This window comes from Natronococcus pandeyae, assembly GCF_008122205.1.
In the GTDB taxonomy this organism is placed as follows: Archaea; Halobacteriota; Halobacteria; order Halobacteriales; family Natrialbaceae; genus Natronococcus; species Natronococcus pandeyae.
The window spans coordinates 27,483-48,021 of sequence record NZ_PHNJ01000020.1; the positions used below are offsets into that span (position 1 = coordinate 27,483).

22 protein-coding genes are annotated in these 20,539 nt (G+C 63.9%); 13 read left to right on the forward strand and 9 right to left on the reverse strand.

The window, feature by feature from the left end:
• Positions 1–48: 48 nt before the first annotated feature.
• Positions 49–468: an archease gene (locus CV102_RS23235; RefSeq protein WP_148860398.1), complete on the reverse strand. Its 420-nt coding sequence runs from the start codon at positions 466–468 to the stop codon at positions 49–51.
• A gap of 185 nt (positions 469–653) precedes the next feature.
• On the opposite strand from CV102_RS23235, the gene CV102_RS23240 reads away from it, so the two are divergent.
• From CV102_RS23240 to CV102_RS26270, 7 genes are all read left to right on the forward strand, one after another.
• Positions 654–1,130, forward strand: coding sequence for a GNAT family N-acetyltransferase (locus CV102_RS23240; protein ID WP_148860399.1), 477 nt, complete (start codon positions 654–656; stop codon positions 1,128–1,130).
• Positions 1,131–1,235: 105 nt separating this feature from the next.
• Positions 1,236–2,411, forward strand: coding sequence for a DNA primase small subunit PriS (gene priS, locus CV102_RS23245; protein WP_148860400.1), 1,176 nt, complete (start codon positions 1,236–1,238; stop codon positions 2,409–2,411).
• Entirely contained in the window at positions 2,408–3,394 is a 987-nt protein-coding gene (locus CV102_RS23250) for a DNA replication complex subunit Gins51 (protein ID WP_148860401.1), read from the forward strand. The genes priS and CV102_RS23250 overlap by 4 nt, the downstream gene beginning before the upstream one ends.
• Before the next feature lie 85 nt (positions 3,395–3,479).
• Positions 3,480–3,944, forward strand: a complete 465-nt coding sequence (gene bcp, locus CV102_RS23255) for a thioredoxin-dependent thiol peroxidase (RefSeq protein WP_148860402.1) — start codon at positions 3,480–3,482, stop codon at positions 3,942–3,944.
• Positions 3,945–4,026: 82 nt separating this feature from the next.
• Positions 4,027–4,704: a helix-turn-helix domain-containing protein gene (locus CV102_RS23260; RefSeq protein WP_148860403.1), complete on the forward strand. Its 678-nt coding sequence runs from the start codon at positions 4,027–4,029 to the stop codon at positions 4,702–4,704.
• Positions 4,705–4,774: 70 nt separating this feature from the next.
• The gene (locus tag CV102_RS23265; protein WP_148860404.1) at positions 4,775–5,107 is read left to right on the forward strand and encodes a DUF7344 domain-containing protein; all 333 of its coding nucleotides are present in this window, start codon (positions 4,775–4,777) and stop codon (positions 5,105–5,107) included.
• Positions 5,108–5,216: 109 nt separating this feature from the next.
• Complete coding sequence (locus tag CV102_RS26270) at positions 5,217–5,375, forward strand: hypothetical protein (protein WP_187433092.1); 159 nt, start codon at positions 5,217–5,219, stop codon at positions 5,373–5,375.
• Positions 5,376–5,487: 112 nt separating this feature from the next.
• Here the strand turns inward: CV102_RS26270 and CV102_RS23270 are convergent, their stop codons facing one another.
• Positions 5,488–7,749 carry a CDC48 family AAA ATPase gene (locus CV102_RS23270; RefSeq protein WP_148860405.1) on the reverse strand — a complete coding sequence of 754 codons (2,262 nt, stop codon included), beginning with the start codon at positions 7,747–7,749 and terminating at the stop codon, positions 5,488–5,490.
• Positions 7,746–7,994, reverse strand: a complete 249-nt coding sequence (locus CV102_RS23275) for a DUF7127 family protein (protein ID WP_148860406.1) — start codon at positions 7,992–7,994, stop codon at positions 7,746–7,748. The genes CV102_RS23270 and CV102_RS23275 overlap by 4 nt, the downstream gene beginning before the upstream one ends.
• Positions 7,995–8,236: 242 nt before the next feature.
• Here CV102_RS23275 and CV102_RS23280 point away from each other — a divergent pair, with 242 nt between their 5' ends.
• Together CV102_RS23280 and CV102_RS23285 are read left to right on the forward strand one after the other, a co-directional pair.
• Positions 8,237–9,013 carry an alpha/beta fold hydrolase gene (locus CV102_RS23280; RefSeq protein WP_148860407.1) on the forward strand — a complete coding sequence of 259 codons (777 nt, stop codon included), beginning with the start codon at positions 8,237–8,239 and terminating at the stop codon, positions 9,011–9,013.
• 253 nt (positions 9,014–9,266) lie between these two features.
• Complete coding sequence (locus tag CV102_RS23285) at positions 9,267–10,439, forward strand: CHRD domain-containing protein (RefSeq protein ID WP_187433093.1); 1,173 nt, start codon at positions 9,267–9,269, stop codon at positions 10,437–10,439.
• 46 nt (positions 10,440–10,485) lie between these two features.
• Here CV102_RS23285 and panB read toward each other — a convergent pair whose 3' ends face one another.
• Positions 10,486–11,298, reverse strand: coding sequence for a 3-methyl-2-oxobutanoate hydroxymethyltransferase (gene panB, locus CV102_RS23290; protein WP_148860409.1), 813 nt, complete (start codon positions 11,296–11,298; stop codon positions 10,486–10,488).
• Positions 11,299–11,467: 169 nt separating this feature from the next.
• Here panB and CV102_RS23295 point away from each other — a divergent pair, with 169 nt between their 5' ends.
• Positions 11,468–11,701, forward strand: a complete 234-nt coding sequence (locus tag CV102_RS23295; protein WP_148860410.1) for a DUF5822 domain-containing protein — start codon at positions 11,468–11,470, stop codon at positions 11,699–11,701.
• 39 nt (positions 11,702–11,740) lie between these two features.
• Here the strand turns inward: CV102_RS23295 and CV102_RS23300 are convergent, their stop codons facing one another.
• Positions 11,741–12,280: an HAD family hydrolase gene (locus CV102_RS23300; RefSeq protein WP_148860411.1), complete on the reverse strand. Its 540-nt coding sequence runs from the start codon at positions 12,278–12,280 to the stop codon at positions 11,741–11,743.
• Between the two features lie 345 nt (positions 12,281–12,625).
• Between CV102_RS23300 and CV102_RS23305 the strand changes: the two genes are divergently transcribed.
• Positions 12,626–13,936: a hypothetical protein gene (locus tag CV102_RS23305; protein WP_148860412.1), complete on the forward strand. Its 1,311-nt coding sequence runs from the start codon at positions 12,626–12,628 to the stop codon at positions 13,934–13,936.
• Positions 13,937–14,065: 129 nt separating this feature from the next.
• On the opposite strand, the gene CV102_RS23310 is transcribed toward CV102_RS23305, so the two are convergent.
• The 3 genes from CV102_RS23310 to CV102_RS23320 all read right to left on the reverse strand — a co-directional run bounded on the left by CV102_RS23310 (position 14,066) and on the right by CV102_RS23320 (position 17,446).
• Positions 14,066–15,190: an acyl-CoA dehydrogenase family protein gene (locus CV102_RS23310; RefSeq protein WP_148860413.1), complete on the reverse strand. Its 1,125-nt coding sequence runs from the start codon at positions 15,188–15,190 to the stop codon at positions 14,066–14,068.
• 88 nt (positions 15,191–15,278) lie between these two features.
• Entirely contained in the window at positions 15,279–15,962 is a 684-nt protein-coding gene (locus tag CV102_RS23315) for a helix-turn-helix domain-containing protein (protein WP_148860414.1), read from the reverse strand.
• A 233-nt stretch (positions 15,963–16,195) separates the two neighbouring features.
• The gene (locus CV102_RS23320) at positions 16,196–17,446 is read right to left on the reverse strand and encodes an HAD family hydrolase (protein ID WP_148860415.1); all 1,251 of its coding nucleotides are present in this window, start codon (positions 17,444–17,446) and stop codon (positions 16,196–16,198) included.
• A gap of 490 nt (positions 17,447–17,936) precedes the next feature.
• On the opposite strand from CV102_RS23320, the gene gfcR reads away from it, so the two are divergent.
• Positions 17,937–18,587 carry a transcriptional regulator GfcR gene (gene gfcR / locus CV102_RS23325; protein ID WP_148860416.1) on the forward strand — a complete coding sequence of 217 codons (651 nt, stop codon included), beginning with the start codon at positions 17,937–17,939 and terminating at the stop codon, positions 18,585–18,587.
• 302 nt (positions 18,588–18,889) lie between these two features.
• The gene (locus tag CV102_RS26275; RefSeq protein WP_187433094.1) at positions 18,890–19,222 is read left to right on the forward strand and encodes a hypothetical protein; all 333 of its coding nucleotides are present in this window, start codon (positions 18,890–18,892) and stop codon (positions 19,220–19,222) included.
• Positions 19,223–19,567: 345 nt separating this feature from the next.
• Here the strand turns inward: CV102_RS26275 and CV102_RS23335 are convergent, their stop codons facing one another.
• Positions 19,568–20,530, reverse strand: a complete 963-nt coding sequence (locus CV102_RS23335) for a transcription initiation factor IIB (protein WP_076582376.1) — start codon at positions 20,528–20,530, stop codon at positions 19,568–19,570.
• Between the last annotated feature and the right edge of the window lie 9 nt (positions 20,531–20,539).

Below are 20,539 nucleotides of genomic sequence, written 5' to 3' on the forward strand. Positions count from 1 at the left end.
AGCGCACGCCTTCCCGGCCCCGCGGACCGAGGCGGTTGCACTCGTCGTTCAGACGTCGAAGACGACGTAGGACTCCCAGCCCTCGTCGGTCTGCTCGAGTCGCATCTCCGAGTAGGTGACGGCCTTTACCTCGCGGGCGTCGACCTCGTCCAGCGGGACCTCGCGGGCGCTGGCCTCGAGCCGCCACCCCTCTGATCCGAGTTCGTCGATCGTCTCGACGCGGTGGTCGACGGGCAACGCCTCCCGAACGTCCCGCAGGTAGATCAGTTCGTCCAGAAAGTCGAACAGCAGGGCCTCGCGGCTCTCCGCCGTGACCGAGACGGTGAACCGATCGCCGACGTCGACCGGGACGTCATCACACGACGCGGCTGCGAGCCCGTCGGCCACCGCCGCGAAGACCGCCTCGAGCGTGTCGCCGGTCGCCGCGACCGCAACGTCGGCGGTGTGGTCCCGAAGTTCGTATTCCATGCGTGTTCGTTCTCGAGCCTGCGACGTATGTTCGTCGCTTCCGGCGCGCGGGGAGTCCGGCGGGCGGACACTCGCTCCGGAGCCGCGCGACGCCTCACGTTCGGTCGATCCGTCGGTGCGCTCTTCCCGTCGGAACGGCGGTGCTCCCGGTGGAATTATATTGGCGACGCTGTTACAGTGTGGTAGTGAGCGTCAACATCGACAGTCGCGTCGTCACCCCGGGGAGTGACGATCACGTCGACGAAGCCTGGCAGCTCAAGGAAGCGATAAACCGCCAGGAGGGGGTTCTCAAACAGCGGTACGACTTCTTCACCAGTGCGTACCGCCGCTCGACGGTCTACTGCTATCTGCAGGAGGACGAACTCGTGGGGTTCGCGGCCGTTCGACGGGACGGCTACATTCTCTTTCTCGCGGTCTCTCCGGACTGTCGAGGGCGGGGCCTCGGGAAACGGCTCGTCGCCCGCGTCGCGGACGAACACGATACGATCACCTGCCACGCCCGGACGAGCAACGAGAACGCGCTACAGTTTTACGAACACCTCGGCTTCGAGATCAAGCGCCGGATCGACAACTACTACGAGGACGGCGGCGACGCCTACTACCTGAAACTGGGTTCGGACGCCGGTCTCGCCGACCGAATCTCCGAACTCATGCGGCGCTGACCCGCGGCGTTCGCTCACCTGTACCGCGGTTCTCTCGCCGGCTCGATACTTCTCGCCGCCACTTCAATACAATTATACCTGACCCACGACGAGTACGCGAAGCGTATGGAAGAGCGAACGCGGGCCTACCTTCGCGGCCGATTTCGTGATCACTACCGGCGGACAGAGATCACGCCGCCGCCCGAGGCCAACGAGCGAGAGTGGGGGTTCATTCCCTGGACTGAGGGACCAGGGACGACGATGGTCCGGCACCGTTCGCTGCTCGAGTTAGGCGATCTCTCGGAGTTTCTCGTCCGGAAGCGGCCGCGCCACGTCTACTTCTCCGCCGGGCGCTACCGCGACCCGGGCGCGAGTTCGATGAGCGAGAAGGAGTGGCGCTCGTCGGATCTGGTCTTCGACCTGGACGCCGATCATCTGCCGCGAGTCACGCTCGGCGAGGACTCCTACGGCGAGATGCTCTCGAAGTGTAAGGCCGCCCTCTTCCGCCTCCTCGACTTTCTCGAGGACGACTTCGGCTTCGAGGACCTGGAGATCGTCTTCTCCGGGGGGCGGGGCTACCACGTTCACGTTCGCGACGAGAGCGTGCTCCACCTCGACCGGGAGCACCGCCGCGAAATCGTCGACTACGTCCGCGGGATCGGCCTCGAGTTCGAGGAGTTGATCGAGACCGAGACCGTCGCGGGGCTCGGCCGGAAGACGCCGACGGAACGGCGGCGCCTCCGGACCGAGGGTGGATGGGGTGGGCGGACCCACGATCACTTCATGACGTTCGTCGACGAGTTGCTCGAACTCGAGGAGGATGCGGCCCTGGAACGGCTCCAGTCGTTCGACGGCATCGGCGAGGGGAAGGCGACGGCGACGCTGAACGCCGCCCGCAACAACCGCGAACAGCTCGAGGCGGGCAACGTCACCGTCCACACCGCGGTCTCTCAGTTGGCCGAGCGCTTCGCCCAGCAGGCTGTCGAACGGGACAACGCGCCGATCGACGAGCCGGTAACGACCGACACGAACCGACTCATCCGTCTACCGGGAAGCCTCCACGGCGGCAGCGGACTGAAGACGGTTCGCCTCGAGCGCGACGAGATCGACGACTTCGAACCGCTGGTCGACGCCGTCCCGGAGACGTTCACGGGCCACGAGATCACCGTCGACGTCAGCGACGGCGGCGAGGTCGAACTCGGAGGAGATAGCTTTACGGTCTCGGAGGGTGACCAGTCACTCCCGGAGTACGTTGCCGTGTTTCTCATGGCGCGCGGGAGAGCTGAAAAGGAGAAAGAATGAATTTAGACGAGTTACGCTCGGTCCAGAGCAAGGAGCGCCAGAAAGACAGCCTCCAGAATCTGCGACCCTCGTTCTATCAGGAGGTCGGCGAGTACATCGCCGAACTCGAGGACGAGCGCGAGCGCGTCGCCGAACAGGTCGACGATCCGTTCTCCTCGCCCGAGATCAGCCGACTCACCGACGAGATCGAGACTGCCAAGGACGTCGTCGAGGCGATCTACGAGCGGCGAATGGGCAAACTCGTCAAACAGGCCAGCCTCGCGGCGGCCGGAATGGCGGCCGACGACGACGGTCTCACCGCCGAAGAGGCGGATCTCTTCGACGACCTCGTCGACCGCATCCAGTCGAACAAGAGCCGCGTCCTCGACGTGCTCGAGGGGGTCGACGTCGAACCTGGCTCCGGCGCCGACGCCGGTGCCGGTACGGGAGAAACGGACTCGAGCGCAGTCGACACCGCCGCCGGTCCGACTGACGCGCCGACGGATCCGGCTCGAACGGACGACGGTCCGCCGACGCCGCCACCGGAGCCGGCGACAGACATCGACCCGACCGAGATCGATCCGGTCGACGACGATCAGCGGACCCCGGACGACTCGGGTGGCGTCACCCCCGCCGACGTCATGGGCGGAGACGCGCCGACGGTCGACGAGACCGGTTCCGGCTCCGACGACGAATCCGAACCGGATGGGTCGTCTTCGGCGTCGTCTGGCGACCCCGGCAGCGAGTCGCTCGAGCGCGGAGGTGCGAGCGACGGGTCCGATACGGGTGCGGGATCCGAACCTGACGACCGCACCACCGCGACCGCCGACGCTGGCGATGCCGACGCCGTCGACCGAGTGACGGTTCGGATCACCCGAGACGTCGGCTCGATCCTCGGCGTCGACGACCGCGAGTACACGCTGTCGTCCGACGACGTCGTCACCCTCCCCGAACAGAACGCGTCGCCGCTGGTCGAACGCGACGCCGCAGAACCGCTCGAGTAGGTTTCTACGGTTCCTCGTGCCGGATCACCGTCGGATAACACCGGCTAATCAGAAGCTATACAGGAGCTCTCTCGAAGCCACTACTATGCTCGACACCGGTGACGATGCACCCGAGTTTGCACTGCCCAACCAGCACGGAGAGACCGTCCGTCGCTCCGATTTCGAGGGCGAACGACTCGTCGTGTACTTCTATCCGCGAGCCAACACCGAGGGCTGTACGACCGAAGCCCTCGAGTTCGAGGCCGCCCGGTCCCGCTTCGACGAACTGGACGCGAGCGTCGTCGGGATCAGCGACGACCCCGTCGACGACCTCGAGTCGTTCGCCGACGAACACGACCTCGAGTTCGATCTGCTGTCCGATCCGGATGGTGAGGTCGCGACGCTCTACGAGTCCTACGGCGAGAAGCAGATGTTCGGCAACACGTTCGACGGCGTCTTCCGGAACACGTACCTCGTCGGACCGGACGGCTCGATCGAAGCCGTCTACGAGGGCGTCTCGCCTGGGGACCACGCTGAGGACGTACTCGCGGCTCTCGACGACGCGGAGTAACGACGTAGAGAGCGACGCTGGCTGCGGAACCTGCCGTCTGGGACGAACACGGGTTTATCTCCGGTGGATGCCAGCGTGTCCCATGAGCGTACTCGGAGAGTTTACGATCCATCCTGCGGACTTTGCGCTCCACCACGCGCTGTCAGCCGTGCCGGAGACGGTCGTCGAGATCGAGCGTCTCGTCGCCACGACGGAAGAACGGGTCATGCCCTACTTCTGGGCGGTCGGCGGCGATCAGGACCGATTCGAGGCGGCGCTCGCCGACGATCCGACCGTCACACAGACAGCACGGATCGACCGGATCGACGGTGCGGTTCTCTATCGGGCGGAGTGGACGTCGAATATCGAGACGATCGTCTACGCCTACGTCGAGATGGGTGCGACCATCCTCGAGGCGACGGGAAACAACGAGTCCTGGGAGATCGAGATGCGTTTCGACGACGAGGACAAGGTCACGAAGTTCCACAAGTACTGTCAGGAAAACGAGGTGTCCTTCGAACTCGACAGGCTACACGAGCAGGCACAGCCGATGGCGAGTTCCCAGTACGGGCTGACGCCGAAGCAACGAGAGACCCTGGTGACGGCGTACGAAGCGGGATTCTTCGACGTCCCGCAGCAAATCACCATGACGGAGTTGGCGGATCAACTCGGGATCACCCAGCAAGCGCTCTCGAAGCGACTCCATCACGCGCACAAGAACCTCGTCGGAAACGTCCTCACGATCGGTCAGGTCGGGGAGGGGGACGACGCCAGTACGTAGCGTGCATACTTAACGGAGCGATGTATACAACCCACTCGCTCTTTTTTTCGAACACAGTATGGTATCCCGTATGGTCGAGGAGCAGCAACGTCCGGTGAACACCGACGTCCCGTTCGAGGTGCTCGCAAACGAACATCGGCGACACGTGATCCGTTCCCTCTGCGAGCACGAAACGCCGATCTCGATCGCCGAGCTCGCACGTGAGGTCGCCGTCCGGAAATACGAGGCCAACAGCCCGGAGATTCCCGACGAGGAGATGAAGCGAGCCCGCGTGTTGCTGCACCACTCCCACCTCCCGAAACTCGCCGACGCGGGCCTCGTCACCTACGATCCGGAGCGGAACCTCGTGGACACGGCAGCCTCGACCGACCTGGAGTCGGTGCTCGAGCTGTATCCGATCTGAACAGTGTCGGTTCGTGACCCGCTATCGAATACCGCTGCAGACGGTGAAGAGATCGTTCAGAGAAATTATAGTGATAATTTACTTACAGCAGGACGGAGTATTCCGTTCTATGGATCTTCGGCGGCTGTGGAACGATCTGACGACCCTGCTCGAGGGAGACGAGATGACCGGGCGACAAGCAGCCATCATCGTCGGGGTCTGGCTGGTTCTCACTGCCGTTTTCGGCATTATCGTCTTTCTCGTCGTGTTCGTGATGATGGGGTTCTAGTACCGGCGTGAGCGTCGGGCAGCGTCCAGTTTCGGCTTCGCTCACGGAATGGTCGGCAAAAAACGAGAACGGAATCGTTCGGTACGCCGCGATACCGGCGTCAAAACGCCAGTTACTGGAAGGTCCGACCGACCTGTTCCTCGCCCTCGGGTTCGGCGGTCTGGAACTCCTCTTCGATCTCCTCGTAACGCTCGCGGGTCTCGGGCGTCACGCTCGGCTGGACCTCGTCGAGCGCGCGCTCGAAGTGCTCCCGACTGATGCGGACGTTTTCGATCGTGTCGGGCATGTCGTCGGGATCCACGGAGTTGATGAACTCGCGGCTGGCGGCCATCGAGGCCTCGCGGGTGACGGCCTCGATGTCGGCGCCGACGTAGCCCTCCGTTTCAGCGGCGAGCCACTCGAGGTCGACCGCGTCGGCCAGCGGCTTGTCGCGGGTGTGGACCTCGAAGATCCGCTTGCGGCCCTCCTCGTCGGGGACGGGCACGTGGACGTGGCGGTCGAGCCGTCCCGGACGGAGCAGGGCGCTGTCGATCAGGTCCGGCCGGTTGGTCGTGGCGATCACGACGACGTCCTCGAGTTCCTCGAGGCCGTCGAGTTCCGTCAGCAGCTGGCTGACCACGCGTTCGCCGACGCCGGAGTCACCCTGGCGCTGGCCGCGTTCGCCCGCGATCGAGTCGATCTCGTCGAAGAAGATCACGGTCGGGGCGTTCGAGCGGGCCTTCTCGAAGACCTCGCGGACGCCCTTCTCGGACTCGCCGACGTACTTGTTCAGCAGTTCGGGCCCCTTGATCGAGATGAAGTTCGACTGGGACTCATTGGCGACGGCCTTCGCGAGCAACGTCTTTCCGGTCCCGGGTGGGCCGAACATCAGGACGCCCTTGGCGGCCTCCATGTCCATAGCCTCGAACACCTCGGGGTAATCCAGTGGCCACTGGATCGTCTCGCGGAGCCGTTCCTTGGTGTCGCCGAGTCCGCCGACGTCCTCCCACGTGATGTCGGGAACCTCGACGAACACCTCTCGAAGCGCCGAGGGCTGGATGCCCTTCATCGCTTCCTTGATATCGCTCTCGGTGACCTCGAGCGACTCGAGGACGTCCGCGTCGATCTCTTCGGACTCGAGGTCGAGGTCGGGTCGGATGCGCCGGAGCGCGTTCATCGCGCCCTCGCGGGCGAGGCTCTCGAGGTCGGCGCCGACGAAGCCGTGGGTGTTCTCGGCGTACTGATCCAGGTCGATCCCCTCGGCGAGGGGCATCCCACGGGTGTGGACCTGCAGGATCTCCTTGCGACCCTTCTTGTCCGGAACGCCGATCTCGATCTCGCGGTCGAACCGACCGCCACGGCGGAGCGCGGGGTCGATCGCGTCGACGCGGTTCGTTGCGGCGATGACGGTGACGCGACCGCGCTCCTCGAGGCCGTCCATCAGCGAGAGCAGTTGCGCGACGACCCGACGCTCGACGTCGCCGCCGGCCTCTTCGCGCTTGGCGGCAATGGAGTCGAGTTCGTCGATGAAGATGATCGCGGGTGCGTTCTCCTCGGCCTCTTCGAAGACCTCGCGGAGTTGCTCCTCGCTCTCACCGTAGTACTTCGACATGATCTCGGGACCGGAGATCGTCTCGAAGTGGGCGTCGATCTCGTTTGCGACGGCCTTGGCCATCAGCGTCTTCCCGGTGCCCGGCGGGCCGTGCAGGAGCACGCCCTTCGGCGGCTCGATGCCCAGTTGCTGGAACAGCTCGGGGTGGCGCATCGGCAGCTCGATCATCTCGCGGACCTGGTCGAGTTCGTCGTCCAGACCGCCGATGTCCTCGTAGGTGATGTTCGGAACGCCCTCGGGCGACGTGTCGCCGCTGGAGCTGACCTGCTCTGCGGGTGTCTCGGAGATCTCGATGTTCGTCGAGTCCGTGATGACGACGGTGCCGGACGGGTTGGTGCTCGCGATCTTCAGCGGCACCGACTGTCCGGAGCTCGCCATCGGACCGAACGACAGCGAGAACGGGACCGTTTGTCCCCCGGTGACGGCCTGGCCGGAAAGCTTGTCGCGGACGAGCGGTCCGATGTCGCCACGGATCCGCAGGTTCTGCGGGAGCGCCACCGTCACCGAGTTGGCGGGCTTGACGTCCGCGGGTTCGATCGTCACGTTGTCGTCGATACCGACGTCGGCCTCCTGTCGGAGGCGGCCGTCGATCCGAACGATCCCGCGACCCTCGTCTTCGGGATAGCCGGGCCAGACGCGCGCGACGGCCTGGCTGTCGTCCTTGCCCTCGATGACGATGTAGTCCCCGTTCTCGAGGTCGAGTTCGCGCATCGAGACGCGGTCGATCGCGGCGAGTCCACGTCCGGCGTCCTTCTGTTTCAGGGGTTTGACGGTGAGTTTCATTGGTTGCCCTCCAGTTCGACAGTGAGGACCCCGTTTCTGATAAACGTGTGCGCGTCAGCTGCGCCCTCCGGGAGATCGAACTCGTACTGCTGGTCGTCGATGATGACGATAACCGTTCCGTCGGCGAGATCGGTGGTCGCGTCCGCGTTCACCGACCCGAAGTCGACGGCCAACACCGACTCGTCTTCGTAGTCGTAGCGACGGGCGATCTGCCCGTCCGACTGCGTAAATTGTTCGAGTGTCATTTTGGAACTAACTCAAGGTAAGCCCTATTCATATATAAATATTTCGCTCGTATACCCGGGTACGGCTTCGGGGTGACGTCGAAAGAGATTGTTCGTGGTCCACAGTATGGTGTCTCCACACGGGACGTGCCAGGCACCGCTCTTCGTCGGGAGCTATCGGCCGATCACCGGAAACGTGTGCTGCCGGCGATCTCGTGTCGCGTCTCGAGCCTTTATACTGGCGCCCCGCGTGGGACTAGGATATGGAAACGGTTCGCCACCACGGCCGCGAGACGGCCTACGAGATCGCAGACCGCGGGGGTTCGGGTCCGGGACTCTGCTGCGTTCACGGCAGCGGCGGCTCGCGGGACGTCTGGAAGTCACAGCACCGACTCGCCGACCGGCACCCGGTCGTCGCCCTCGACCTCAGCGGTCACGGCGACTCCGAGGACGTCGACGCGGATCCGGGGTACGGAACACTATCGGCCTACGCGGACGATCTCGTCGCCGTCGTCGAGGACACCGATAGTCGAGTGCTGGTCGGCAACTCGCTGGGTGGCGCCGTCGTCATGCACGTCCTGCTCGAGCGGGACGTCGATCTGGACGCGGCGGTTCTGACGGGAACCGGCGCTCGACTGGGCGTGCTCGAGGATCTCCTCGACTGGCTCGAGGAGGACTTCGATCGGGCCGTCGAGTTTCTCCACGGCCAGGATCGGCTCTTTCACGATCCGGATCCCGAACTTCGGGAGCACTCGCGCGACCAGATGTACGCGTGCGGGCAGGACGTCACCCGTCGGGATTTCCTGACCTGCCACGCCTTCGACATCCGCAATCAGGTCTCGCGGATCGCCGTTCCGACGCTCGTGGTCTACGGCAAACACGACCAGTTGACGCCGCCGTGGTTCCACGAGTACCTCGCCGACGAGATCGAGGAGAGCGAACTCGCCGAGATCGAAGACGCGGCACACATGACGATGCTCGAGCAACCGGCGGCGTTCAACGACCACGTTGCGACGTTTCTCGACGGTCTCGAGCAGTAGGCGTAGAACTGGCTTCGGTTCACTCCACTACTTTCGACGGGCGTCCAGCAGCGCGGAAGGTACGGCCGATAAGGCGCCAAGGCCAATAAGGCGCCAACTAGCGAAAGAAATCTATGATCTCTCCCCGTTCTTATCAAAAGGGAACTATGAAATACAGCGGATAAGTTTGGGGACGTGTCACATTCATTCGTCAATGAGTGTTGCCGCGTCTTCAGGTGTCGGTATTATGCTCCTCTCCGGCGAGAGATACTGTATGGGTGACGACAGCCCATCATTCCAATCAGATAGCTTTAATGTCCACAGACGCAGCCTCCTGGCGCTCGGTGCGGCGACGGCAGTCGGAACCGGCCTCGGAACGACCACCGTCGCCGCGTCGAATCTCGACGTTCAGGAGGACGAGCCCGCTGAAGCGGGGATATTTCTCGCGGCGTTGACCGGCGATCAGCAGCCCGAGTCGGTCGAGACCGACGCGACCGGCGGTGCGGTGTTCAGCCTAAGCGAGGACGGCGCCGAACTCGAGTACGCCCTGCTCGTCAACGGGATCGAGGACGCGGACCAGGCGCACATCCATCTCGGGGGAGCGCGCGAGGACGGCCCCGTGGCCGCGTGGCTGTATCCAGATCCCGGGGCCGACGAACCCGAACTGCAGGACGGCCGATTCGACGGCGTTCTCGCGACGGACACGATTGCCGACGAGCACGTCACCGACGCCGTCGAAGGAGAGACCATCGACGCGCTCGTCGAGGAGATCACGGACGGAAACGCGTACGTCAACGTCCACACGGAGGAACATCCCGACGGCGAGATCAGGGGGCAGCTCGTCTCGGTCGAAGACGCGGCCGCCGCACTGCTGGAGGGCGAACCGGCGATCGCCGACATCCCAGACGACGATCCAGACGAGGACGACCGCGACGACGAGCCCGATGACGAGGAGGTAATCCAGTTCGTCGACTGCCACACGGTTCGTATCGTCGGAGATTTCCCGGAGGTGGTGATCTACCCCCTCGAACTCATGGAACCGGGTGACCAACCCGGCGAACCCGACCAGTATCTCGTCGGCGCGATGGGGTCGTTCCCGGTCGGTCCGGTCGACGGAGAGCGGGTTATCGACATGCGAGAAGAGATCGGCCAGCGAGTCGTCATTTCCGCTGTCGACGTGTTAGACGACGAGTTCTCGGTGGGCGAAGCCGTCCACGAGCGAATTCATCCCGACAGGGACGAGTGCATCGAACAGCTGTTCGTCGATGCCGGAGTCGAACCGCCGGACGACCCGTTCGGCGAAGTGCCCGCCGCAGATCCGGACGACGACGTTCCGGACGACGAAGAGAACGACGAGGTACCGGCCGACGATCCGGAAGACGGCCCTGACACAGAGGAGGGCGCAGCCGACGGAGAACCCATCGAGAACGGCGAAGACGAGACCTGAGCCGACCAGCGCGGCCGAAGAACGGGTTCGATGTCGTCCTCGAGTCTCAGTACAGTTCGTCGAGGTCGCTCTCTTCGTGGCTGTGTTCTGCCGCAGGGAACTCGCCGGATTCGACCGCCGCGACGTACTGCTCGATGGCGGATTCCATCTCCTCGCGGACGTTCCCGAACTGTTTCGAGAAGGAGGGAGACCATCCGCTGAGGCCGACGGCGTCGTCGACGACCAGCACCTGGCCGTCGCAGTTCGGTCCGGCACCGATCCCGATCGTCGGGATATCGAGCGTTTCCGTGATCTCGGCCGCCAGGTTCGCGGGGACGTGCTCCAGAACGAGCGAGAACGCACCGGCCTCCTCGTGGGCGACGGCGAGCTCGAGGATGCGCTCTGCGGCCTCCTGGTCGGTCCCCTGGCGCGGATACCCGCCGTATCGGTTGACGTGCTGGGGCGTCAGCCCGAGGTGGGCCATCACCGGAATGCCGAGTTGGACCATCGTCTCCGTCAGCTCGACGGTGTGGGATCCGCACTCGAGTTTGACCGCGTGGGCGCCGCTCTCCTTGATCATCCGACCGGCGTTCTCGAGACTATCCGCCTCGTCGACGCCGAAGGAGAGAAACGGCATGTCGGCGACGATCAGCGCCTCCTCGGTCGCCCGCGAGACCGCCCCGACGTGTCTCGCCACGTCGTCGACCGTGACCGGTAGCGTCGTCTCGTAGCCGAGCGAGGTGTTCCCGACGCTGTCTCCGACGAGGATCACGTCGACGTCGGCCTCGTCGACGATCTCGGCCGTCGGCGAGTCGTACGCTGTCAGCATCGTGATCGGTTTCTCTCCGGCCTTCGCCCTGAGCTCCCGTACCGTTGGCATATCCCCTCGTTCGTCTCCCACGGGTAAACGTCATCGTTTGTCATCGCCGTGGCGGCGAGCCACAGTTGTGACGCCTCGATCACCGCCCCACTCGCTACGATCGTGACTCGGAGCTCGACGGCGGACTCAGCCTGTAAGAGTTAAGAGGAACGGGTTAGCACCTTCAGACGTGCCAGAACCCGTCGAAACGACCTCACCCGACGGCGTCGACTACGGGTGGGTGATGCAGGTCACCTTCGTCGTCACGATCGTCGTCGGCGCGCCGGTCGTCGCGTTCCTGTCGATCGGCGTCGACTTGCCGACCTGGAGCGCACGAGCCGAGTTCGCCGTCCGCGTCGGTGCCGTCATCTGGATGATCGTCGCGCTCTCGGTGTTCGCGTACGCGAAACGCAACCAAGAATAGCGTCGTCCGACCGGACTCCTCGCGATGGCGTCGTCCGGTTCACACGCCCGACGGACCGGAGCCGACGTACTCGAAGTCGACTCCGGCCCGATCCGCCGTCCGTTCGTCTCGAGCGGAGTCGCCGACGAACAGCGCCGTCTCCGGTTCCGCGTCGAGTCCGCGGACGGCCTCGAGCAGCGGTTCCGGATCCGGTTTCTGCGTCGCGACGGTGTCGCGGCCGACGACCGCCTCGACGGCGCCGTCGAGTCCGTGTTCCTCGAGCGCGATGCGACAGGCCGCCTCGCAGTTGAGCGAGCAGACCCCGACCGGTACCGACCGGTCGAGCAACTCGTCGGCGTGGGTCAGCCGGTGAGACGTTCGCGCCCCCTCGCGTTCGTGTTCGGCGATCGCCGACTCGACGTCGGTGGAGAGGCCGACCTCGGGCGCGGCCTCGAGCATGTCCCAGAGGCCGTCGCTGGGCGGAGTCACGCCCGCGTCGTCGTAGACGGTCCAGACGTCGGTCGAGACGGCCGCCCAATCGACGTCGAGGGCGGCGAGCGTCCCGTCGAGGTCGTAGACGATGGCGTCGTATTCGGTCACGGTCGTCGATACGGCCGGAAACGGAATAGCGACTTCGGTCCTCGAGCGGCGGCCTGGAGCCAGCCGCGGTGGACATCGGGTGCCCCTCGAAGCGGTGCTCTATCGTAACAACTGAAACGGTTTGTACACCGATCGCATCGCTGCGGTGCGATCGGGTGTGCACTGAGTTCAGCGACTACTATCGAATTCGATACCAAATACTGCCACCTAAATCGCTGTTATCTCGGTATCCTCGTGCGAACGACTCGATTCGGATCAAAAATATTAAATTAGTATACTTTCACAGATGCTGATGTAATGGTGGATATTTCGAGACGAGAATTCGTCCGCAACGGAGGGGGGAGCATGCTGGCAATCGGGATGGCGGGACTGGCTGGGTGTACTAGCAGTCTCCCGGGAATGAACGACGACGGGACCGGAAGCGACGAGGTCGAGAGCTGGCTCGTCGAGCCGACGCTCGCCGACCTCTTCGACGACGATCGACTGACGGAACAGTACGAAGCTGTCGACGATATCGAGCTCCGCGACCGCGAGTTCGAGTACACCGATGCCGAGGCGGTGTTCGACAACGAGGAGGAGCTGGTCGTCTACTGGCCGCTCGAGGACGAAACGGGAGTGCGCGACAGAACCGGTGTCCCCGCGATCGACCTCGACTGGCAACTCGACCAGCGGGTAACCTGGGAGTTCTCGGCCGAAAACGAGAGGGCTGGCGGCGCCGAACGGACCGGAACCGCTTCGACAGACCTCCAGATTAGCGTTCTCACTGGTTCGTTCGATCCCGACGAGATCGAGACGACGCTCGAAAACTGGGCCGACGACCGGTTCGAAGAGCAGACGGAAGACGAAGATGGGGACGAGGACGAAGACGGGTTCTCGAGTGAGGGCGACCGCAACGGATACGAGCTCTATGAAGCCGGCGAGTACGGATTCGCCGTCGGTACCGATCACGTCGTCGAGATCCAGACGGACCCGGTCGTCGAGACGATGGCTGCCCTCGAGGCAGTGCTGAACGGACACGAACGCGGTACGGACCGCTGGACCGACGACGAAGGGGTCCAGGACCTGCTGGATCAGGCCGGCGTCGGCCACCTCTCGGAGGCTGAGCTTCACGAAGCGCGCAACCGCGAGAACCTCGTCGCCGGTCGAGTCGAACAGCGGTTCGGCGTCGAAACCGCCGACGCCGACGAGCTGCTGGAACACCGTGTCGAGCAACGGTTCGGTGTCGCGACCACCGACACCGACGAACTGCTGGAGCAGCACGTCCAGGATCAGTACGGGGTCGACGACCCCGACGAGCTGTCCGAACGGGAACGCGATCGGCTCCGCGAGACCATCGAGCGCGAGTTCGCGTCGCTCGAAGAGGAGGTCGACCGGTCCCTCGAGTCGATCGAGGAGAGCATCGACGTCGAAGAGTGGGAAGACGGGCTCGAAGGATCGATTCGTTCGCTCGAGATCGACGGCGAGACGACCGAGTTGACTACTGCGTTCCTCTACGAGTCCGAAAGCGCCGCGGACGTCGATAGCCTCCACGAATACGTCGGTTCCAATCGTGACGTCAGCGATCGATGGGGAACTCTCAACGACTACGAGGTCGACGCGTCCGGCCGGGTTCTCGTCGTCAGTGGAACCATCAGAACGCGATCGCTCCTGTTCTGATCGGCGGACCGCGGAAATCGACGCTCTCTCTTCGGGACTCGTACTCGAACGGCCAGCGACGGCTGCCATCGAGCGCGGCGGTGGGCGCGAGTCGGAACTCGTGTCGACGCCGGACGGCGTCGCGCGCGGCTACTCGAGCAGGTGTCGCGCGATCACCTTCTTCTGGATCTCGGTGGTCCCCTCGTAGATCTCGGTGATCTTGGCGTCGCGGTAGAGCCGCTCGACCTCGCCCTCGGTGACGTAGCCGTAGCCGCCGTGGATCTGGACGGCCTCGTTCGTGACGTGCATGGCGGTGTCGCTGGCGAAGTACTTCGCCATGCTCGCGGCGAGCGCGGCGTCGCCCGTCGCGCGCTGGCGGGCGGCGTCTCGCGTCAGGAGGCGGGACGCTCTGGTCCGGGTGGCCATCTCGGCGAGTTTGTGCCGGATCGTCTGGAAGTCGCCGATCGGCTGGTCGAACTGCTCGCGCTCCTGACTGTACTCGAGTGCCTCGTCGAGCGCACACTGCGCGAGGCCGACCGACTGGGCGGCGATGGCGATCCGGCCGCCGGTGAGGATATGGAACGCGGCCGAGAGTCCGCGGCCCTCCTCGGTCAGCCGGTTCTCGGCTGGGATCCGGACGTCGTCGAACGTGAGACTCGTCGTATCGCTCGCGCGGAGCCCGAGCTTGTCCTCCTTCTCGCCGACGGTGAGCCCGTCGACGTCGGCTGGCACGAGGAACTGGGTCACCGTCGAGGGGTCGTCTCGATCGGTCTTCGCGAACAGGACGTAGACACCGGCTCGCTTCCCGTTCGTGATCCACTGCTTCTCGCCGTTGATGACGTACTCGTCTCCATCCGTTCTGGCCTCGGTCGACATCTCCGCCGGGTTCGAGCCGGCGTGTGGCTCCGAGAGCGCGAACGCGCCGACCGGCCGCCCCTCGGCCATGTCGGGGAGCCACTGCTCTTTCAGGTCCTCGCTACCGAACTCGGCGAGACACGACGTGGCGAGCGAGTGGACCGAGAGGGCCGTCGCGACGGCGAGCATCCCGTAGGCGACCTCCTCGTTGACGATGGCCGCCGTGACCGGATCGGCGTCGTAGCCGCCGTACTCCTCGGGAACTGTCAAACTCGTCAGATCGAGTTCCGCGAGACCGTCCCAGACGTCCTCCGGGAACGCCTGGGTTTCGTCGGCCTCGAGCGCGGTCGGTCGAATCTCCTCGCGTGCGAACTCTCGGACGACGTCTCGGACCGCCGCCTGTTCCTCGGTGAGTTCCATAGGAGGCCATTCGAGCGCGGTGGCAAAAATCACCACCACATGCGTCGGCCGCTGTTCGTGCCGTAACGACGGCCGGAACCTGCGTTCCCTAGTTGATACGCATCTCGTCGACCGGTCCGCCGCCCTCGAGTTGCTCGCTCGCGAGCACGCGGTTCGCGCGACGGAGTCGCTCGGACAGCGCCTGGTGGGAGATTTCGAGTTCTCGCGCCAGTTCCTCGAGCGAGATTTCGCGGGGAACGTCGTAGTACCCATGTCGGTAGGCCTCGGCGATCGCCTCCTGCTGTGGGTCGGTCAGCGTCGCCGTCATCTCGAGGTTGCCGTCCTGATCGGCCTCGACCATCCGCCTGACGTCGACTCGAGCGTCGGACTCCTCGATGTCGTCGACAGCGACCGAGAGCCCCTCACGGTGGGGAAACAACAGCCGGAGCGTCCACTGACTGTCGTTCAGCCCCACCTCGAGAACCGTGCCATCGTTCGCGTGGATCGCATTACACACCGATCCAGCTTCCTCGGCATACTGAATCCGGTACAGCCACTCGTCGTCTTCGGGTTGCTCGAGAAGTTCGTCGAACTCCTCGACGGTTCGATCCGCCGCGAGCGCCTCCTCGATGGCGTCTCGATCGGCACCCGAGAACCAGACGAGCGGCGCCGTTCGCGTCGAGTCCTCGACGACGACGCTCTCGACGCGCAACTCGAGGTCGGGAAGCGACCGGACCGTCTCTCCGAGCGCGAAGTCGTCGGGGGACAGCGTGACCTCTGCGATCGTCGTCACGGTGGACTCACCTGGGTTAGCGCGCTCGAGTCCGGTTGCTGATCGATACTGTCGTCGAAAATGTACTGGGACTCGATACCTGTCATAGTGCCACCGATCCGGCCGTCGTTGTCACACGTTTCGTGCGTGGTGTTGACGGGGCGCTCGGATCGTGTTGGACGGAGAGAACGCTCGGATACGGTTGATGAGCAGGCCTATATATTCCAGTGATTTAAGAGAGGATCGAGTCGCGACTAGCCGAGTCTCGCCAGCCGATTGAGGGCGTACACCGTCTGTAACACGTCCACGCTCCGTCCGCGGTCGAAGACAAGTTCGTCGGTCTCGAGGACGTGCTCCAGGGTGTCCTGTGAGGCGTGTTCCGGGGCGGCCGCGATCCCGGCGTCGTTCTCGTCGACCCACTGCATCACGCGTCGGTCGCTCTTCGAGTCGCCCATCACGAGCGCGAACGGATCGTCCACGCCGAGCACCTCCAGCGCGCGCTCGACGCCGACCACTTTGTTCAGTTCGAGGCTCCCGATCTCGGCGGCGTCGGCCTCGTAGTAGGCGACGTCGATGCGCTCGAGAACGTCCGCGAGCACGTCGGGGACGCGGTCGGCGTCGAGGTCGGGGTAGGCGCCGCTCTCCTCCAGGACGGTGCGAATCTCGGGGTCCTGGGCGGCGTAGAACGCGCGCGTCCAGTCGACGACGGTCTCACCGTTCGCGTCGTACTCGACGGCATCACCGACGGCGTCCGCGAGGAGGTCGATCTGGTAGACCAGCGCCTCGTCGATGATCTCTCTGGCGTCGGCCGAGCCAGTCTCGTAGTTGGGCTTCATCGTGATGTTGAACTCGTTGCCCTGCAGGTGACAGCCGCGTCGGAGCGAGTCGGGCGCCTCCGGGAGGATCCGCGTTCGAACGTCGTCGAAGACGTCGCGGATCTCGTCGTCCAGTTCCTCGTAGAGCAACTGCTTCGTCTCCGCACCGTGGCCCGGCGTGAACACGCCGGTGCCCGCCTCGTAGACGATCGAAAGCTCCCCCGAGTGGACGATCTCGCTGCCCAGTCCCTGGATGGCGAACCCCTTGACGTTCTCCAGGGTTTGCCCGGTGCAGATCACGATCGGCACGCCGGCCTCGTGAAACTCCGTCAGGATGTGCAGCGTATCCCGGGGAATCTCGTTGTCGGTCCCGCCGGCGGAGCGCAGCGTCTCGTCGACGTCCAGTACGAGCACGTTCACCGGACGACCGTACTTGGCCTCGAGATCCAGCGCGGTGAAGGCCTGGTCGCGGGTCGCCCGCGAGGCAACTTCCGCGAACGTCTCGCCGGCGGCGAACGACGACCGAATCTCGTCCTTTCGGTCCTCGAGTTCCTCGTTCGCCTCCTGCCAGTGCTCGAGGGCGACCCGCGAGTCGATCGCGGGAAAGACGTCGACGAACTCCTGGTACTCCCGCAGCGTCTTCGTATCGTACTCGTCGTAGAGCTGATAGACGAGGTCGTACCGTTCCATACCAAATATACGGGTGAGGCAGGGGATAACGATTGTCGATACTGACAGTTTTTCGAGGGGGTCTATCCGTCGGGGGCGATCCGGGATCGGAAGACGAAGCCGTCCGGACAGAAATCGAACGAAGCGCTGACGAACCGGTCTCGGCGACGTCGCCGGGATCCCGACGGCGGAAGGAGACGTGCCGCGTCTCGATCTCGGCTGACTCGAGACTCTCGACGGACGCTCGTTCACCCTGGGCGATTCCCGCCGCTCGAGTCCCGAGGGGTAGCCGGTAGACCTCCGACGGAGACGGCGCCGAGAGACTCGCCTCGTCCCGGGGAACCGTAATCGAACGCGCGAGGCGGATAGCGGCGTGCGAAACGGTGCAATTCGACCTTTCGACCCAACGAGGCGTTCCGAACGTCACGTCTCCCGCCCGTTTGTTACCGATTTCGAGGCGACGTTCGTCAACTGCGACACGACTATAAAAACGGCGTGCAAACTTCGAGGTATGAAAAACGTTGACGATCTCATCGAGAGTGCCGCCGAACTCGCAGACCAGGGGCTCTCGAAGGGTGAAATCGCGGACGAACTGAACGTGTCTCGAGAGACCGCCAGCTGGCTGGTCGAGCGCAGCGGCGTGACGGCCGAGCCGACGAGCCAGACGAGTGAGACGGCGACCGGTGCCGGCGGCCCGCAGGACATCCACGTCGACTGGTCCGCAGTCGGCCGCGACAGCAAACGCATGGGGGCGATCGCCGAGGCGATGGCCGACCTGCTCGCTAAACACGGCGAGGACGTCGATCTGACGGTCGGCATCGAGAAGGCGGGCGGCCCCATCGCCACGCTCATCGCGCGGGAACTCGAGACCGATCTCTCGACGTACACGCCGGCCAAACACCAGTGGGAGGAAGGTGACATCGAGGACCTCGGCGGAACGTTCTCGCGTAACTTCGCCGGAATCCGCAATCGCGAGTGTTACATCGTCGACGACACCATCACCAGCGGCACGACGATGCGTGAAACGATCAAGGCGATCCGCGCGCAGGGAGGCGAGCCACTCGCATGTGTCGTCCTGGCGGACAAACAGGGTCTCGAGGAACTCGAGGGCGTCCCCGTTTACTCGCTGTTGCAGGTCATCAGCGTCGGCAAAGAAGACTAAGCAGATCACCCGATTCGAGCCTCGAATCCCTCACTCGAGGGGACCTTGGTTTCGTTTCCGATCGAATCGAGAGGGTAATTGCAGGTTTTCCTCCAGCAAGCGGACCGTCGAAATCGTTCGATCGATGATTGCCCCTCACGGACGTTACATCTCGAGGTGGCAATGACTCTTCTCGAGTGATACAGTTCGTTTCGCTCGAAATCGAGTAGTACGTAACTGTACTTTGTTTCCGCGACAATGGCAATAGGCAGTGCATTCTCTTTGTGTTCGGCGTCCCCCAACGTAGTGCTGAGTGATAAACTATGGATGACTACGTCACACGCCGACGAATGCTTGCACTGAGCGGTGCGGTTAGCGCTGCCGTGCTCGCAGGATGTAACGGAGATCCCGAAGAGGAAGAGGATCCGGAGGAAGAGCCGGAAGAGGATCCAGAAGAAGAGGATCCTGAAGAGGAAGATCCAGAAGAAGAAGAAGAAGAGGATCCTGAAGAGGAGGACCCTGAAGAGGAAGAGGACGATCCGATGGAGGACGACGAAGAAGAGGAAGAGGACGACCCGATGGATGACGACGAAGAAGAGGAAGACGAAGAAGACGACGATCCGATGGACGACGACGAGGAAGAGGAGGACGAATAATCCATTTCGACCACCTCGAGCACCCATCCAGACGGGTCGACATTTCTTCGCGGTCGACAGTCGGGTCTACCGAACAGCGATCGGCCTGGAGAGCGTCGCGTTTCTCGGTCCGAGGCTGGCCTCGAGACTCGTCAGGGAGTACGGCCACTGTCTGCAGGCCCGCGACGAAATCACGCCGCTTCCGCTCTGACCGACGAGAGTGTTATCGAAGTCGTCGGCAGAGGCGATACCGACGATGCGAACGCAGACGGGATCGGCGGCCAGTAGCTGCGCCGATTTCGATCCATCGCCGGTTGCTGCGGCTCGGCGGGCGACGCGGCTGCGATAAAAGAGGACGTGACGGAGTTAGCCGTGGATCCCCATCGCTTCGATCTGTTCCTGGTACCGGTTTCGGATCGTAACTTCGGTCACCTGCGCGACGTCTGCGACCTCTCGCTGAGTCTTTTTCTCGTTACACAGCAGGGATGCGGCGTAGATCGCAGCCGCGGCGTAGCCGGTCGGTGACTTACCCGACAGCAGTCCTTCCTCGGCCGTTTTCTCGATGATTTCGTTGGCCTTGGTCTGGACCTCTTCGGACAACTCGAGTTCAGAACAGAAGCGCGGGACGTATTTTTTCGGGTCGACGGGGCGCATCTCGAGGCCGAGTTCCTGCGAGATGTACCGATACGTGCGACCGATCTCCTTTCGTTCGACGCGTGAGACTTCCGAGATTTCTTCTAAGCTGCGCGGAATGCCTTCCTTCCGACAGGCAGCGTACAGTGCGGACGTGGCGACGCCCTCGATCGAGCGTCCACGGATGAGGTCCTCTTTGAGCGCGCGTCGATAGATGACCGACGCGACCTCACGAACCGACCGCGGCACACCCAGTGCCGAGGCCATCCGGTCGATTTCGGAGAGCGCGAACTGCAGGTTGCGCTCGCCAGCGTCCTTCGTTCGGATTCGCTCCTGCCACTTGCGCAGTCGGTGCATCTGACTGCGCTTTTTCGAGGAAATCGAACGACCGTAGGCGTCCTTGTCCTTCCAGTCGATCGTGGTCGTCAGCCCCTTGTCGTGCATCGTCTGAGTCGTCGGCGCACCGACGCGGGACTTCTCCTGACGTTCCTGGTGATTGAACGCCCGCCACTCTGGACCAGGATCAATTTTCTCCTCCTCCACGACGAGCCCACAGTCTTCACAGATGAGCTCACCCCTGTCGGAGTCTTTCACGAGGTTATCCGATTCACACTCGGGGCAGGCACGTACCCCCTCCTGATCCTCGGTCTCGTCCGTCTCACGCATTCGCTCCCGCTGGCGGGTGGACCGTGTCATCGCGCTTTT